The following is a 15,416-nucleotide window of genomic DNA, read 5'->3' as shown; positions in this document are numbered from 1 at the left end:
TAAAAAAGCCTGCAGCAATGCAGGCTTTTTTTTGCCTGGAATTTGTCCCGGACACTCGATTCAGGCGTGCCCTCGAAACAGGCGATATTCGGCTGGCATGCACACCGCACAAGGACGAAATCCCGCGGCGATAGCCGTCGCTTCATCGAGAAAAAACACGCGATTTTTCACGTAGCCGCCACGCGCAATGGCTCCCAGCGCCGCACGACAGTCGAGCTTTCCATAGCGCTTGCCGCCTCGGTGGCCGCCCAGCGTTCCCGGCTCGGGGCTTGGGAAGGGGCTTGCGTCTGCGCCCATCAGCATCCATATGTTTTTGTCAGCCATCGCTTGTCCTCCTGCCGCACCAGCCTGCGGTACGTCCGCCATGTATCGCCGATCAGATCGGCTGGCGCACCCGGTTTCTTGCTTTTTTTATCACTCAAAAAGGCTCAAAGTCGGGCACGCTATCCATTTCTGCTTTTCGACAGGATTCGAACATGTCAAAACTTCCCGAAACGTCCAATGATCCCTACCAATGGCTTGAAGACGTCGACGGCACGCGTTCACTGGACTGGGTACGCGCCCAGAACCTCAGGACCGAAGACCGGCTCGCCCGCTCCGGCAGCTTCAAGCAAATCCAGGCCGAGGTGCTGGAGATACTGGACTCGGACAGCAACATCCCCTACGTCGATAAGGTCGGCGCCTATTACTACAACTTCTGGATGGACGCCGCCCACCCGCGGGGCCTGTGGCGTCGCACCACGCTGGCGGAGTACCGCAAGCCTCAACCTGCCTGGGAAACGTTGCTGGACCTTGACGCACTGAACGCCGCCGAAGGCGAAAACTGGGTGTGGCACGGTGCTGATTTCTTGCGCCCGGACTACCAGCGCTGCCTGCTGGCGCTGTCCCGTGGCGGCGCCGATGCGAATGTCACCCGCGAGTTTGATCTGGCCAGCAAGACCTGGGTCGAAGACGGCTTCCAGTTGCCCGAGTCCAAGGGCGGCCTGGGCTGGATCGACCGTGACAACGTCTATGTCTATACCGATTTTGGTGAAGGGTCGATGACCCGTTCCGGTTACCCGCGCATCGTCAAGCAGTGGCAGCGCGGTACACCGCTGAGTGCCGCCAGTCTTGTCTATGAAGGCGCGCTGGATGATATGTACATCGCGGCGATGCACGACGACACGCCCGGCTACGAGCGTGACTTCGTCAGCCGCACGCTGGCGTTCTACAACAACGAGCTGTACCTGCGGGGCAGCGACAACCAACTAAGCAAAATCGACGCGCCGAACTCGGCGGAAAAGTCGGTGTACAAAGACTGGCTGCTGCTGGAACTGCGGGAGGACTGGACGCTTGATGAAGTGTTTGTGGCCGGCTCGTTGCTGGCGATCCGGTTTGATCGCTTCATGGCAGGCCAGCGGGATTTCGAGGTGCTGTTCACCCCTACGGACAGCACCTCGCTGGCAGGGTTTTTCTGGACGCTGAATCACCTGGTGCTGAACGTACTGGATCACGTCAAGAACCGCCTCAGCGTCCTCACTCCCGGCGCGAACGGCTGGCAGCACAGCCCGTTCACCGGGGCGCCGAGCATGGGGACGGTGGGTGCCAGCGCAGTGGACAGCGACGACAGTGATGCCGTCTGGCTGGTGACCACTGACTACCTGACGCCGACCACCTTGTCGCTGGCCGAGATCGGTCATCCGCCCGAGGTACTGAAAACCCTGCCGGCCTTTTTCGATTCCAGCCAGCACGTGATCGAGCAGCACTTTGCGGTCTCCAGGGACGGCACTCGTGTGCCGTATTTCCTGGTGCTCGGCAAAGACCTGCCGCGCAACGGCACGGCGCCGACCTTGCTCTATGGTTACGGCGGCTTTGAATACTCCCTGACCCCGTATTACTCCGGTAAGGCAGGCCGCGCCTGGCTTTCGAAGGGCGGGGTGTACGTGGTTGCCAACATTCGCGGTGGCGGTGAATACGGCCCGCGCTGGCACCAGGCCGCACTCAAGCAGAACCGTCCGCGTGCCTACGAAGATTTTGCCGCAGTGGCCCGTGACCTGATCGACCGCGGGATTACTTCGCCCCGACACCTGGGCGCGGAGGGTGGCAGCAACGGTGGTCTGTTGGTCGGCAATATGCTTACTCAATACCCGGAACTGTTCGGTGCAATCGTCTCCCAGGTGCCCTTGCTCGACATGCAGCGCTATCACCTCCTGTTGGCCGGGGCGTCGTGGATGGGGGAATACGGCAACCCGGACGTACCTGAAGAGTGGGCGTACATCCAGACATTTTCTCCATACCACCTGTTCGATCCGGCGAAGGCCTACCCACCGGTGTTTTTCCTGACCTCGACCCGCGATGACCGGGTGCATCCAGCCCACGCCCGCAAGCTGGCGGCGAAGATGATCGAGGCCGGCAAGGACGTGACGTACTACGAAAATATCGAAGGTGGGCACGGCGGGGCGGCAGACAATGCGCAGGCTGCGCATATGAGTGCGCTGGTCTACAGCTTTTTGTGGGAGAAGTTGAGTTCTAATCGGGACTGAGTGTTGCCAGCCTTAATTGCTGGTATGCCTGCACCAATTGGTCGAGCGTAAACCCAAGGTTTCTGCCGCTGGGATTGGGCAGAACCCACACCGCCGCACACCCCAGGGTGTGCGGTTGAAGCCCCCAGGCAATCTGCTTCTGCCCGCTCAACGCGCTATAGGCGGCCTTTCCCAGAAACGCCACATACCGTGGCGCGTAGCGTGCGATCTTGCGTTCAAAACTAGCCGCCGCCGCCCTGAATTCATCCGCCGACAACTGATCCGCCCGGGCCGTAGGCCGCTCCACCACCGTGGTCAGTCCGCACTGGTATTGCAGAATCGTGCGGTCGTTCTCCGGCTGCACTTCATGGGGCGTAAACCCGGCCAGGTGCAGCGTGCGCCAGAACCGATTGCTCCTGCCCATGAAGTGATGCCCGGTGGTGGCGGCCTTCAGCCCCGGGTTTATGCCGCAGAAAATCACGGCCAGGTCTTTGGTCAGAATGTCTTCGAGTGTTTCGTTCATGCTGAGTCTCAGGCAAGTGTCTTTCACGACGTTGGGAAAAACACAGGGGCGGTCTGGCGTATCGCGTTAGTCGGGATACCCTGTGAACCTGTTCAGGCTATCTTTACAGCGGCCATCATGGTTAACGGGGCCCGCAGGTCAACAGCAGAGCTGCTTTATGTGGGAGCGGGCTTGCTCGCGAAAAAACCGAGAACGCCGCGTTGAATCAGGATGCCAGCGTCATCGTTGACGACCTTCGCGAGCAAGCCCGCTCCCACATTTGACTGTGCCCGCTCTTGATTTTGATCTTGGGCGGCCCGCGGAGTAATGCCGGCAAGAGCGGAACCAATATCAGCCATTACCTAAATAACCGATATGCCCCCTAACCCAACAACGCCCGAGCAAACTCATCAGACGCAATAAAGTCCATGGCCTTACGCAACTCGCAAGCCGCCTCAGCCCCAAACACCTCATCAAACCGCACCGCCATCTGCCTGGACACCACCCGCGCCTCTTCGTATTTACGCTGCCCCGCGTCGGTCAACAGCACCCGCCGGCTGCGACGGTCCAACTCATCCACCCGCAACACCACCAGCCCATCCCGCACCAGCGGCTTGAGCGTATGCCCCAGGGCCGACAAATCCATCACCAACGACTGCGCCAGGTCGCGCATCTTCGGAGCGTCCCCATTGGCGATGTGGTTCATCAGCGAATACTGGGTGGCCTTCAAACCAAACGGCGCAAACGCCTCGTCATAGATCTGCGCCATACGACGGGACGCGCGCCGCACGGCTCCGTTGGAACAGGTGCTCGGGCTATTCAGGACAGGCGGTGCGCATTTCACAGGCTGATCACTCGCTACAGATCAAGGGTTAACCGAACGTTAATCCGGCAAGATGAATATTGACACATGCTGCAACAAATTAGTTGCGTATGCCACTAAACGCTATATCGTGGCATATGCCTCTATTTTGACCGGATGTCAGTGCAGTTGGCCCGGAACACAGACGGGCGGGGCAGGAGGGAAGCGCTGTTCGGTACCTCCTTCAGTCATCAACTTCCTGTCTGGATCACATCTATGCTCAACCTCGTGCGCATCGCATTGCGGCGCCCCTATACCTTCCTGGTATTGGCTATTTTCATTCTGATTGTGGGCCCGCTCGCGGCCTGGCGTACACCGACCGACATCTTCCCCGAAATTCGCATCCCCGTGATTGCCGTGATCTGGCAGTACACCGGCTTGCCGCCCGACCAGATGGCCGGCCGCATTACCTCGCCGTTCGAGCGGGTGCTGACCACCACGGTCAACGACATCCGCCATATCGAGGCGCAATCGCTGAACGGCTACGGCATCGTCAAGGTGTTCTTCCAGCCGGGAGTCAATATCAGTACGGCCAACGCGCAGATGACTTCGGTGTCCCAGGCCATCCTGCGTCAACTGCCGCCGGGCACCACGCCGCCGCTGATCCTCAACTACAGCGCCTCGACAGTGCCGATCGTGCAGTTGGCGTTGTCCGGCAAAGGCCTCAGCGAACAGAAACTCGGTGACCTGGGCCTCAACACCGTGCGCCTGATGCTGACCACGGTGCCCGGTGCCGCACTGCCATACCCGTTCGGCGGCAAGACCCGCCAGGTGCAGATCGACCTCGACTCCGCACGCATGCAGGCCCGTGGTCTCTCGGCGCAGGACGTGGCCACTGCCCTGGCCACGCAGAACCTGATCACCCCGGTGGGCACGCAAAAGATCGGCAGCTACGAGTTCAACCTGCAACTGAACAACTCGCCGACGGACTTCCACGACCTGGAAAACCTGCCGATCAAGACCGCCGACGGCACCACCGTGTTGATTCGTGACGTGGCCACGGTGCGTGACGGCAACCCGCCGCAGACCAACATCGTGCACGTCAACGGCAACCGCTCCGTGCTGCTGCCGGTGCTCAAGACCGGTTCGGCCTCGACCCTCGGGGTGATCGCCGGGATCAAGGACAAACTGGCCGACAACAAAGGCGCCTTGCCGCCCAACCTGAATATCGACCTGATCGGCGACCAGTCGCTGTTCGTGCGCTCGGCCATCAGCGGCGTCGCCCGGGAAGGGATCATTGCCGCCGCGTTGACCAGCCTGATGATCCTGTTGTTCCTCGGCAGTTGGCGCTCCACGGTGATCATTGCCACGTCGATCCCGCTGGCGATCCTGTCGTCGATTGCCACGCTGTCGGCGCTCGGCGAAACCCTCAACATCATGACCCTCGGCGGCCTGGCATTGGCCGTGGGGATCCTGGTGGATGACGCTACGGTGACCATCGAAAACATCAACTGGCACCTGGAGCAGGGCAAGCCGGTGGAGACGGCGATCCTCGACGGCGCGGCGCAGATCGTCACGCCGGCGTTCGTGTCGCTGCTGTGTATCTGCATCGTGTTTGTGCCGATGTTTTTCCTGGAAGGCGTGGCGCGCTTCCTGTTTGTGCCGATGGCCGAAGCGGTGATCTTCGCGATGATCGCCTCGTTCATCCTCTCGCGAACCCTGGTGCCGACCCTCGCCAATTACCTGCTCAAGCCTCACGAACATCATGCGGACGGTACGCCGGTGGTGGTGCCGTCGAGCAACCCGCTGGTGAAATTCCAGCGCGGGTTCGAGCGCCAGTTCGAGGCGTTTCGCGGGGTTTACCACGGGGCACTGGAGAGTGCCTTGCACCACCGCCGTATCGCGGTGATCGCGATGCTGGCGTTCGTCGCCGTGTCGTTTGCGCTGGTGCCATTCCTGGGTCGCAACTTCTTCCCCGACGTCGACTCCGGGCAGATCCTGTTGCATGTGCGTGCACCGATCGGCACGCGGGTCGAGAGCAATGCGCGGCTGGTCTCGCAGATCGAGAACACCATTCATAACGTGATCGAGCCCCGGGAACTGGCGGCCATCGTCGACAATATCGGCCTGGCCATCAGCGGGATCAACGTGGCTTACAACAACACCGGCACCGTGGGTTCACAGGACAGCGACATCCAGATCAGCCTGAAAGAAGGCCATCGTCCCACCGCCGAATACATGCGCGAACTGCGGGAGCGGCTGCCCCGTGAATTCCCGAATGCGGTGTTCTCGTTCCCGGCTTCGGACATCGTCGGGCAGATTCTCAACTTCGGTTCTTCGGCGCCGGTGGATGTGCAAGTCAGCGGCAATAACCTGCCCGCCAACTTCACCTACGCCAGCACGTTGCTGCGGGAAATCCGGCGGGTGCCGGGTGTGGTGGATGCGCGTATCCAGCAGTCGCGGCAACTGCCCACGTTCAAGATCGATGTGGACCGTACCCAGGCCCAACTGGTGGGCCTGAACGAGCGCGACGTGACCAACAGCCTGGTGGTCAACCTGGCGGGTTCCAGCCAGGTGGCGCCGACGTTCTGGCTCAACCCGGCCAACGGCGTGTCTTATCCGATTGTGATGCAAACCCCGCAGTACGGCCTCGACACCCTGGCCGCCCTGCATAACCTGCCGTTGAGCGGCAGCCCCGGTTCGGCGCAAGACCAGACCCTCGGCGGCCTGGCGTCCATCGAACGCAGCCACGCGAACTCGGTGGTGACCCAGTCGGACATCCAGCCGGTGGTCGAGGTGTTGACCGCAATCCAGGGCCGCGACCTCGGTGCCGTTGCCGCCGACATCCAGAAGATCATCGCCGCCCACGCCAGCGAAGTGCCCACCGGCTCCAAGGTGCTGTTGCAGGGTCAGGTGCAAACCATGAACGCGGCCTTCAGTGGCTTGCTGTTTGGCCTGCTTGGCGCGGTGGTGCTGATCTACCTGCTGATCGTGGTCAACTTCCAGTCCTGGGCTGACCCGTTCGTGATCATCACCGCCTTGCCGGCGGCGCTCGCGGGCATCGTGTGGATGCTGTTCATCACCCACACGCCGCTGTCGGTACCGGCGCTGACCGGGGCGATCATGTGCATGGGCGTGGCCACCGCCAACGCCATCCTCGTGGTGAGCTTCTGCCGCGAACGCCTGGCCGTGCACGGGGATGCGGTGCAGGCGGCGCTTGAAGCCGGCTTTACCCGTCTGCGCCCGGTATTGATGACCGCGATTTCGATGATCATCGGCATGGCGCCGATGGCGCTGAGCCTGGGGGAGGGCGGCGAACAGAACGCCCCGCTGGGCCGCGCGGTCATCGGCGGGCTGGCCTTCGCCACCATTGCCACGTTGTTCCTGGTTCCGCTGATTTTCAGTCTTGTGCACGGGCGGCGTCAGCACGCCACGCTTGCGACCACCGCCACTCAAGGGGTTTGACATGTCTGCTTCCGTTTCCAATCCGGGTTCGCCCCGCCGTAAATCCCGTGGTCTGCTCTGGCTGGTGCTGGGGCTGGTGGTCCTGGTTGCCGTGGTGGTATTCGGCATCGGCGTGCGCGCCAGCGAATCCCATGACCTGAAAACCTGGACCGATGCCCAGGCGTTGCCCAGCGTGATCCTGATCACCCCGAGCGTGCAGCCCCAGGGTCCGATCCTGAACCTGCCGGGGCGTCTTGAGGCGTACTCCCGGGCGTCGATCTTTGCCCGGGTCAATGGCTACCTCAAGACCTGGAACGTCGACATTGGCGACCACGTGAAGGCCGGGCAACTGCTGGCCGAAATCGACACGCCGGAGCTCGATCAGCAACTGCTGCAAGCCAAGGCCGTGCTGGCTTCGGCCCAGGCCGACGAGTCGCTGGCACAGACCACCGCCAAGCGCTGGCAGGCAATGCTTTCGTCGGACTCGGTGTCGCGCCAGGACGTGGATGAGCGCACCGGCGACCTGACTGCCAAGCAGGCCAAAGTGGTCGCGGCCAGGGCCAACGTCGACCAGTTGGTTGCCACCAAGGGCTTCCAGCGCTTGACTGCGCCGTTCGCCGGCGTGGTCACTGCACGCTCCACCGATGTGGGTGCGCTGATCAGTGCCGGTGGTGCCACCGGCAAAGAGCTGTTCGCGGTCTCCGACGTCAGCCGCCTGCGGGTGTATGTGCAGGTGCCGCAGTCGTCGGCGCCGCAGATTCAGGTGGGCACCGTGGCGCGTCTGAGCGTGCCGGAGTATCGCGGTGAAACCTTCAACGCCAAGGTGATCGCCACCGCCGATGCGGTGAACGCCGCGTCCGGCAGCACCCTGGTGCAACTGTTGGTGGAGAACCCCGGCAGCCGCCTGTTGCCGGGCGGCTACACCAGCGTGCAGTTCACCTTGCCGGTGCAGACCGACGTGCTGCGCCTGCCTGCCAGCGCCCTGGTGTTCGATGACAAGGGCATGCGCGTGGCCACCCTCGACGCGAATAATCATGTGCACTTCAAGACCGTGACCATCGCCCGGGACTTCGGTGACAGCGTGGAAATCGGCAGCGGCCTGGTCGCCACCGACCGCGTGATCGACACCCCGCCCGACGGCCTGGCCGACGACGATTCGGTGCAACTGGCCGCCAATCCCGTGGAGGCCAAACCCCATGGCTAAGCGCACTTGCCTGGTATTGGTCGCGACCCTGGGCCTGGGCGCCTGCCATCTTGCGCCGCCGCTGGACGTGCCGGAGGTACCCATTGCCGCGCAGTTCCATACCCAGGGACCGTGGACCGTCGGCACGCCGAACGACCAAGCAAGTCGCGACGGTTGGTGGCACATCTACAAGGACTCGCAACTGGACGCGATGGAGCAGCAGTTGCTGCAAAGCAACCCGGACTTGAGCGCGGCACTGGCTCACTATTCCCAGGCCCAGGCGTTTTTGGCCCAGGCGCAATCCGGGCTGTTTCCAAAGCTGATCGGTTCCAGCAATGCCCAGCGCATTCGCCAGTCGGACACCCGGCCACTGCGCTCGGCCAGCCCGCCGAATGTTTACGATTCCGGGACAGTGGGGGTCGAACTGGACTATGAAGTCGACCTCTGGGGCCGTGTGCGCGACACCGTTGCCGCCGGCACCAGCGACGCCCAGGCCGCCAAGGCCGACCTGGCCTCAGTGCGTCTGAGTTTGCAGGCGCAATTGGCCGACAGCTACATCCGCCTGCGTGGCATCGACCGGCAAGACCAGTTGCTGCAGGAAACCAGCGATGCCTATGCCAAGGCTTTGAGCCTGACCGAAGGCTTGCACGGCGGCGGTATCGTCTCCGGGCTGGACGTGGCGCGGGCGCGTACCCAACTGTCGACGGTCAAGTCGCAGTTGAGCCAGAATTTGGTGCAGCGTGCAGTGCTCGAACACTCGATAGCGGCGATGCTGGGTGAGTCCGCATCGACCTACACGATTGCCCCAAGCGTCGCGGATATCGCCTTGCCCGGCGTGCCCACCGGTGTACCGTCTACGCTGTTGCAGCGTCGGCCGGACATCGCCGCTGCCGAGCGCCGGATTGCCTCGGCCAATGCACGCATAGGGGTGGCGAAAGCCGCCTGGTTCCCGGCCCTTACCCTGAGTGCCCAGGGTGGTTTCCAGAGTGATGAGTTCGCGCACTTGTTGAGCGCGCCCAACATTTTCTGGGCAATTGGCCCGTCGCTGGTGGGGACGATTTTTGACGGCGGCGCGCGCCAGGCCGGGGTGGACAGTGCCAAGGCGGCAACCGATGAAGCCGCGGCCAAGTATCGTGGTGTAGTGTTGACCGCGTTCGAGCAGGTGGAGAACAACCTCTCGATCATCTCCGGGCTCGACACCGCCCTGGTTGACCAGCGCGATGCGGCGGCAGCCGCGCAGTACGCCGAGGACTTGTCCCTGGCACGCTATCGCCAGGGTGGCGCGGCGTACCTGGACGTGGTGACGGCGCAGGTAGCGTCGTTGCAGGCACAGCGCACGGTGCTGGATCTGCAGACTCAACAGTTAAGCGCCAACGTAGGGCTGATCAAGGCACTGGGTGGCGGTTGGAATATGGCCCAACTGGCCCAAAAGAACCTGTAGGAGCGAGCGTGCTCGCGAAGGTCGTCGACCACACCGCGGGCATCCTGAAAGAACACGGCGCCCTCGAGTTTTTCGCGAGCAAGCTCGCTCCTGCCGTTAGTTGTTGTGAACATTGAATCCAAGGAGTAGTGGCATGACTGATTACGTACCGCCAAAAGTCTGGACCTGGAAGACCCAAAACGGCGGCACCTTCGCCAGCATCAACCGGCCCATTGCCGGCGCGACCCACGACAAGGAATTGCCGGTAGGCCGTCATCCGTTGCAGCTGTATTCGTTGGCAACGCCCAATGGCCAGAAGGTCACGATCCTGCTGGAAGAGCTGTTGGCCCTGGGTCACAAGGGGGCGGAATACGATGCGTGGTTGATCAGGATCGGTGACGGCGACCAGTTCGGCAGTGGCTTCGTCGGGGTCAATCCGAACTCGAAGATTCCCGCGCTGCTGGACCGCAGCGGGCCCAAGCCGATTCGGGTGTTCGAGTCGGGTGCGATCCTGCAGTACCTGGCCGAGAAGTTCGGCGCGTTCCTGCCCACCGAACCGGCGGCCCGTGCCGAATGCCTGTCGTGGTTGTTCTGGCAGATGGGCAGCGCGCCGTACCTGGGCGGTGGTTTCGGGCATTTCTATGCCTACGCGCCGACCAAGATCGAATACGCCATCGACCGCTTCGCCATGGAAACCAAGCGCCAACTGGACGTACTGGACAAGCAATTGGCCGAGCACGAATACATTGCCGGGGATGAGTACACCATCGCCGACATGGCGATCTGGCCGTGGTACGGCGGCCTGGTGAAAGGCCGCTTGTATGAGGCGGGGGAGTTTCTCTCGGTGCAGGATTACAAGCACGTCGTGCGCTGGGCCAATGCCATCGAAGCGCGGCCGGCGGTGCAGCGTGGGCGCCGGGTCAACCGTGTGTCGGGCGAGCCGTCAGAGCAACTGCGCGAGCGGCATGACGCGTCGGACCTCGACTGACCCAACACACCCACCCTTGTGGCGAGGGAGCTTGCTCCCGCTGGGCTGCGCAGCAGCCCCAAAACCTGCGCCCACTTTCTACCTGAAAGAATGCGGGCTGCTTATTGGGGCCGCTTCGCGGCCCAGCGGGAGCAAGCTCCCTCGCCACAGGTTTCAGCGGTGCCTTCACGGCGTTCCCACTTGGCAATCACCAGCGGTGCCAGGGCATTGCCCAGCACGTTCAACGCGGTGGTCGGCATTTCCATCAGGCGATACACCCCGGCGATGAAGGCGATGCCCTCCAACGGCAAGCCCGCACTCGCCAGGGTCGCCGACAGAATCACGAACATGAACCCCGGCACCCCGGCCGCGCCCTTGGATGTCAGCACCATGGTCACCACCAGCAGGGCCTGGTCGCCCAGGCTCAGGTCAATACCATACAACTGCGCCACAAACAGCGTGCCGATCCCCAGGAACAGCGACGCACCGTCCAGGTTGAACGAATACCCCACCGGCACCACAAAGCTCACCAGTGAAGGCGGCACGCCGTAGGTTTCGAGCTTCTTCATCAGTTGCGGCATCACCGCCGCCGAACTGGCGGTGGAGAACGCCAGGATCAGTTCATCCTTGATATGTCGCATCAACGCAAACAGGTTGATCCCCCACAGCCGCGCGACCAGGTTGAGCACCACCAGCACGAAGAATGCAATCGACACGTAGCTGACCAGGATCAGCTTGGCCAACGGCAACAGCGAGCTGAACCCGAAGTTGGCCACGGTCACTGCGATCATCCCGAACACGCCGATGGGCGAGTAGGCCATGATCATCGACGTGACCTTGAACATCGCCTCCGACACCCCGCGCAGCAGGGCAATCACCGGGTCCTTGCGCTCGGCCGGCAAGCGCGAAACCCCGAGGCCAAACATCACCGCGAAGAACAGCACCGACAGCAGGCTGCCCTGGGCCATGGCGTTGATGACGTTGTCCGGAATGATCCCGACAATGATCTGCCCCAGGCTGTGGCCGCCGCCGGCGCTGCTGGTGGGCAAGGTCACGGCACTCGCTTGCAGGCTGGCCAGTTCGGTGCCGGCGCCCGGCTTGAGCAGGTTGCCCATCACCAGCCCGACGATGATCGCCAGGGTGGTGATGCAGAAGAAATAGCCCAGGGACTTGGCCCCGATGCGTCCCAGGGATTTACCGTCACCGTGCCCGGCAATGCCCACCACCATGCAGGCAAACACGATGGGCACGACGATCATCTTCATCAGCTTGATAAAGATATCGCCCGCCGGCTGCAGCAGGTTGTCCACCAGCCACGGCCGGGATTCGGGAAAACGGTGCAGCAGGGCGCCGATGGCGATGCCGGCGAGCAGGCCAATCAGGATTTGCCAGACCAGCGCAATGCGGGGCTTGTGCATGGGAATGCCTCATTTATATCAATGATTATGAGTGTTGTTCTAGGCAGTCAATGAGCGGCCATCCCTGGCCGCCGGGTGGGGCGGGAATCCGTCAGCGCAATCGATGGCACGCTTCATTCAGGCGACGGCAACCTTCTTCAATCACGTCAAGCGAGCTGGCGAAAGACAGGCGGATATACGGCGACATGCCGTACGCCGCGCCGCTTACGGTGGCCAGGCCGTGTTCCCGCAGCAGGTGCTCGGCCAGTTGGGTGTCACTGTCGATCCGCTCGCCCTGGGCGGTGGTCTTGCCCATCAGCCCGGCGACGTTGGCGAACACGTAGAACGCGCCATCCGGTGGCGTGAAGCTCACGCCGGGAATGTCTTCGAGCAGGCCCAACATGCGTTCGCGACGTTGCTGGTACACCTCGCGCATCCCGGCGATGGGCACCTGGTCGCCGGCGAAGGCGGCCACTGCGGCAGCCTGGCTGAGAGAGCTGGGGCAGGTGGTGGTTTGCGAGAGCAGCTTGGCAATGGCCGCGATCAACCAGGTCGGACCGGCACCGAAGCCCAGGCGCCAGCCGGTCATGGCGTAGCCCTTGGAGGCGCCGTTGACGATCAGCGTGCGCGGCTTCAGGTCCGGTGCGAGTCGGGTCAGGGAAACGTGGCGGGCATCGTCGTAGACGAAGTGCTCGTAGATCTCGTCCGCCATGATCAGCACATGGGGATGACGCCGCAGCACCGCGGCCAGGGCCAGCAGTTCGGCCTCGTTGTACACCGCGCCGCTGGGGTTGTTCGGGCTGTTGAGGATCACCCATTTGCTGCGCGGGGTGATCGCTTGTTCCAGGGCCTGAGGCGACAGCTTGAACCCCAGTGACTCGTCGCCGGGAATGATCACCGGCGTCGCGTCATTCAGCCGTGCGATGTCCGGGTACGACACCCAATACGGCGTGTGCACGATGACTTCGTCGCCGCGATTCAGGGTCGCCGCCAGGGCGTGATAGATGATGTGCTTGCCACCGCACCCGGCGATCACTTCGTCCAGCCCATAGTCCAGCTGGTTATCGCGCTTGAGCTTGAGGCAGATCGCCTGGCGCAGGGCGAGGGTGCCGCTGGTGGCGGTGTAGTGGGTGTCGCCACCGTGCATCGCGGCGCTGGCTGCTTCGAGGATATGCGCGGGTGTATCGAAGTCCGGCTCGCCCACGGTGAAGTTGACGATGTCCCGGCCCTGGGCGCGCAGTTCGCTGACCAGTGCATTGGCGGCGATGCTCGGGGAGGGCGCGATGCCCAGCACCCGGTCGGACAAAAAGGCAGTGCTCATGATGACTCCCCTCAGCCTGCCAGGCCGGCCTGTTGCAACACCTTGTCGATCCAGCTCTGGCGCACCGCACCGCTGGCGATTTCGGCTTTGACTTGCTCTTCATGGGCCGCGTGTTGCGCGGCCTTGCGCAGCACTTCGGCGGCGTCGGCCTGGGAGAAGGCGACCAGGCCGTCTTCGTCACCCACCAGCACATCCCCCGGGTTGATCAGCATGCCGCCGATGGACACCGGCACATTCACCTCGCCCGGGCCGGTCTTGTAGGGGCCGCAATGCACCACGCTGCGGGCGTAGCAAGGGGTGTCCTCGAAGCTCGCGACATCCCGGATCGCCCCGTCAATCACAAACCCCACGCAGCCGCGTTGCTGGGCGTAGAGCTTGACCAGTTCGCCGATCACCGCGTTGTTGGTGTCGCCCTGGGCATCCACCACCAGCACGTGGCCGGGCTCCAGCATGCTCAAGGCCTTGTAGATCAGCAGGTTGTCGCCGGGGCGGGTTTTTACCGTGAGCGCGGTGCCCACCAGCTTGCCGGTGCGGTTGTAGCGGTTCAGCCCACGGGCGCCGATGTGCCGGCCGAGGTTGTCGCTGATGTGCGGGGTGACCACGTGAGTGAAGGCTTCGAGCACTTCGGCAGAAGCCAGCGGCGGGTTGGGGAGGATGCGGGAACCGGGCAAGGACATGGCTGTAACTCCGATTGATCTTATGGGTCTGTGGCTAGATCTTAGGAGTGATGAACATACAGTTTTAGCGATATTTTATTATCTGATAGGATCGCTTTTTCTCATGGGAGATAGCCGATGATCACGTTCAAGCAAATCGACGCGTTGTACTGGATTGCCGAGCTGGGCAGTTTCGAGGCGGCGGCGAACAAGCTGAACATGTCGCAGTCGGCGATTTCCAAGCGCATTCAGGAGTTGGAAGAAACCTTCGATGTGGAGATTTTCGACCGCAGCAAACGCAATGCGCGGTTGACGGAAAAGGGCGCCGAGTTGCTCGACTACGCCAAGGACCTGCTGGAGCGTCGTGACTACATGCTGGAGCGGGTCAGCACCCGTGAAGTGCTGGTGCGCAGGTTTCGCCTGGGGGTGACGGAATTGACGGCTTTCACCTGGTTGCCGGCGCTGGTGGAGGCGTTGCGCGAGGCCTATCCCAAGGTGCAGATCGAGCCGTCGGTGGAGTTGAGCAGTGAGCTGTTTCGCAAGCTGGAGAGTGATGAGCTGGACCTGGTGATCGTGCCTGATGCCTACAGTGATTCGCGCTTCCTGAGTACGCCGCTGGGCAGTGTGGAAAACGCCTGGATGTGCGCACCGGGGTTGGTCAGCGAGGCTGATCCGGTGGGGCTTGAGGCATTGGCCGGGTATACGGTGTTGACCCAGGGGTCGCACTCGGGGACGGGGCTGATTTATGAGCGCTGGTTGGCAGCGCATGCTGTGCAGATGCCGCGCAAGTTGACCAGTCATAACCTGTTGGTGCAGGTCGGGCTGGCGCTGTCGGGGGTGGGGGTGAGTTATTTGCCCAAGGGGTGTTTGTCGCATTTGATCGAGCGCGGAGAATTACGCGCATTGGAGACGGAACCGGCGCTGCCCAAGGTTGGGTATGTTGCGTTGCATCGCGGAGATCGGCAGTTTGGCTTGAACCAGAATGTGGCGCAGTTGGCGGTGCAGTGTTGTGATTTTTCGCGGTTGTTGTTTTGAGTGTATATCCGTTATTTAGGTAACGGCTACTTAGGGTTCCGCTCTTACAGCGGGTCACTTTTGAAAAGCGCAAAAGTAACCAAAACGCTCTGCCCCGCCTGTCGGCACCTCGCCTAGGCTCGGTGTTCCCTCACTCCGGCATTGCTCCGCGGGCCGCCGCGACGGGCCATCCATGGCCCGGCGCGGCT

At 62.5% G+C, this 15,416-nt stretch carries 12 protein-coding genes; 6 read left to right on the top strand and 6 right to left on the bottom strand.

The features are described from left to right. Nucleotides 1–60 precede the first annotated feature (60 nt). A complete protein-coding gene (locus HX839_RS23290; protein ID WP_102368470.1) occupies nucleotides 61–324 on the bottom strand; it encodes an Ada metal-binding domain-containing protein in 264 nt (87 codons plus the stop codon). Nucleotides 325–476: 152 nt separating this feature from the next. Between HX839_RS23290 and HX839_RS23285 the strand changes: the two genes are divergently transcribed. After that, the gene (locus HX839_RS23285) at nucleotides 477–2,522 is read left to right on the top strand and encodes a prolyl oligopeptidase family protein (protein ID WP_177067732.1); all 2,046 of its coding nucleotides are present in this window, start codon (nucleotides 477–479) and stop codon (nucleotides 2,520–2,522) included. Here the strand turns inward: HX839_RS23285 and mug are convergent. Both mug and HX839_RS23275 read right to left on the bottom strand, forming a co-directional pair. Beyond that, on the bottom strand, nucleotides 2,509–3,024 hold the full coding sequence (gene mug, locus HX839_RS23280; protein ID WP_177067731.1) for a G/U mismatch-specific DNA glycosylase: 516 nt from the start codon (nucleotides 3,022–3,024) through the stop codon (nucleotides 2,509–2,511). The two genes, HX839_RS23285 and mug, sit on opposite strands and share 14 nt — an antisense overlap. A gap of 361 nt (nucleotides 3,025–3,385) precedes the next feature. Then, the gene (locus HX839_RS23275) at nucleotides 3,386–3,772 is read right to left on the bottom strand and encodes a MarR family winged helix-turn-helix transcriptional regulator (RefSeq protein ID WP_003207888.1); all 387 of its coding nucleotides are present in this window, start codon (nucleotides 3,770–3,772) and stop codon (nucleotides 3,386–3,388) included. A 309-nt stretch (nucleotides 3,773–4,081) separates the two neighbouring features. Here HX839_RS23275 and HX839_RS23270 point away from each other — a divergent pair, with 309 nt between their 5' ends. The 4 genes from HX839_RS23270 (at nucleotide 4,082) to yghU (ending at nucleotide 10,840) form a co-directional block, all read left to right on the top strand. After that, a complete protein-coding gene (locus tag HX839_RS23270; RefSeq protein ID WP_003207890.1) occupies nucleotides 4,082–7,270 on the top strand; it encodes an efflux RND transporter permease subunit in 3,189 nt (1,062 codons plus the stop codon). 1 nt (nucleotide 7,271) lies between these two features. Next, nucleotides 7,272–8,453 carry an efflux RND transporter periplasmic adaptor subunit gene (locus tag HX839_RS23265; RefSeq protein WP_003207891.1) on the top strand — a complete coding sequence of 394 codons (1,182 nt, stop codon included), beginning with the start codon at nucleotides 7,272–7,274 and terminating at the stop codon, nucleotides 8,451–8,453. Then, nucleotides 8,446–9,873, top strand: coding sequence for an efflux transporter outer membrane subunit (locus HX839_RS23260; protein WP_177067730.1), 1,428 nt, complete (start codon nucleotides 8,446–8,448; stop codon nucleotides 9,871–9,873). Before HX839_RS23265 ends, HX839_RS23260 begins: the two co-directional genes overlap by 8 nt. Nucleotides 9,874–10,006: 133 nt before the next feature. Beyond that, nucleotides 10,007–10,840, top strand: coding sequence for a glutathione-dependent disulfide-bond oxidoreductase (yghU, locus tag HX839_RS23255; RefSeq protein WP_003207895.1), 834 nt, complete (start codon nucleotides 10,007–10,009; stop codon nucleotides 10,838–10,840). A gap of 101 nt (nucleotides 10,841–10,941) precedes the next feature. Here yghU and HX839_RS23250 read toward each other — a convergent pair whose 3' ends face one another. The 3 genes from HX839_RS23250 to HX839_RS23240 all read right to left on the bottom strand — a co-directional run bounded on the left by HX839_RS23250 (nucleotide 10,942) and on the right by HX839_RS23240 (nucleotide 14,214). Continuing rightward, nucleotides 10,942–12,237, bottom strand: coding sequence for a cation:dicarboxylate symporter family transporter (locus HX839_RS23250; protein ID WP_177067729.1), 1,296 nt, complete (start codon nucleotides 12,235–12,237; stop codon nucleotides 10,942–10,944). A gap of 91 nt (nucleotides 12,238–12,328) precedes the next feature. Next, complete coding sequence (locus HX839_RS23245) at nucleotides 12,329–13,537, bottom strand: pyridoxal phosphate-dependent aminotransferase (RefSeq protein WP_177067728.1); 1,209 nt, start codon at nucleotides 13,535–13,537, stop codon at nucleotides 12,329–12,331. A gap of 11 nt (nucleotides 13,538–13,548) precedes the next feature. Beyond that, on the bottom strand, nucleotides 13,549–14,214 hold the full coding sequence (locus HX839_RS23240; RefSeq protein WP_134326042.1) for an RraA family protein: 666 nt from the start codon (nucleotides 14,212–14,214) through the stop codon (nucleotides 13,549–13,551). Between the two features lie 117 nt (nucleotides 14,215–14,331). Here HX839_RS23240 and HX839_RS23235 point away from each other — a divergent pair, with 117 nt between their 5' ends. Continuing rightward, nucleotides 14,332–15,228, top strand: coding sequence for a LysR family transcriptional regulator (locus tag HX839_RS23235; RefSeq protein WP_177067727.1), 897 nt, complete (start codon nucleotides 14,332–14,334; stop codon nucleotides 15,226–15,228). Nucleotides 15,229–15,416 lie beyond the last annotated feature (188 nt).

The organism is Pseudomonas sp. I8001, from assembly GCF_013385345.1.
GTDB lineage: Bacteria > Pseudomonadota > Gammaproteobacteria > Pseudomonadales > Pseudomonadaceae > Aquipseudomonas.
This window is presented reverse-complemented; position numbering and strand designations above follow the sequence as displayed.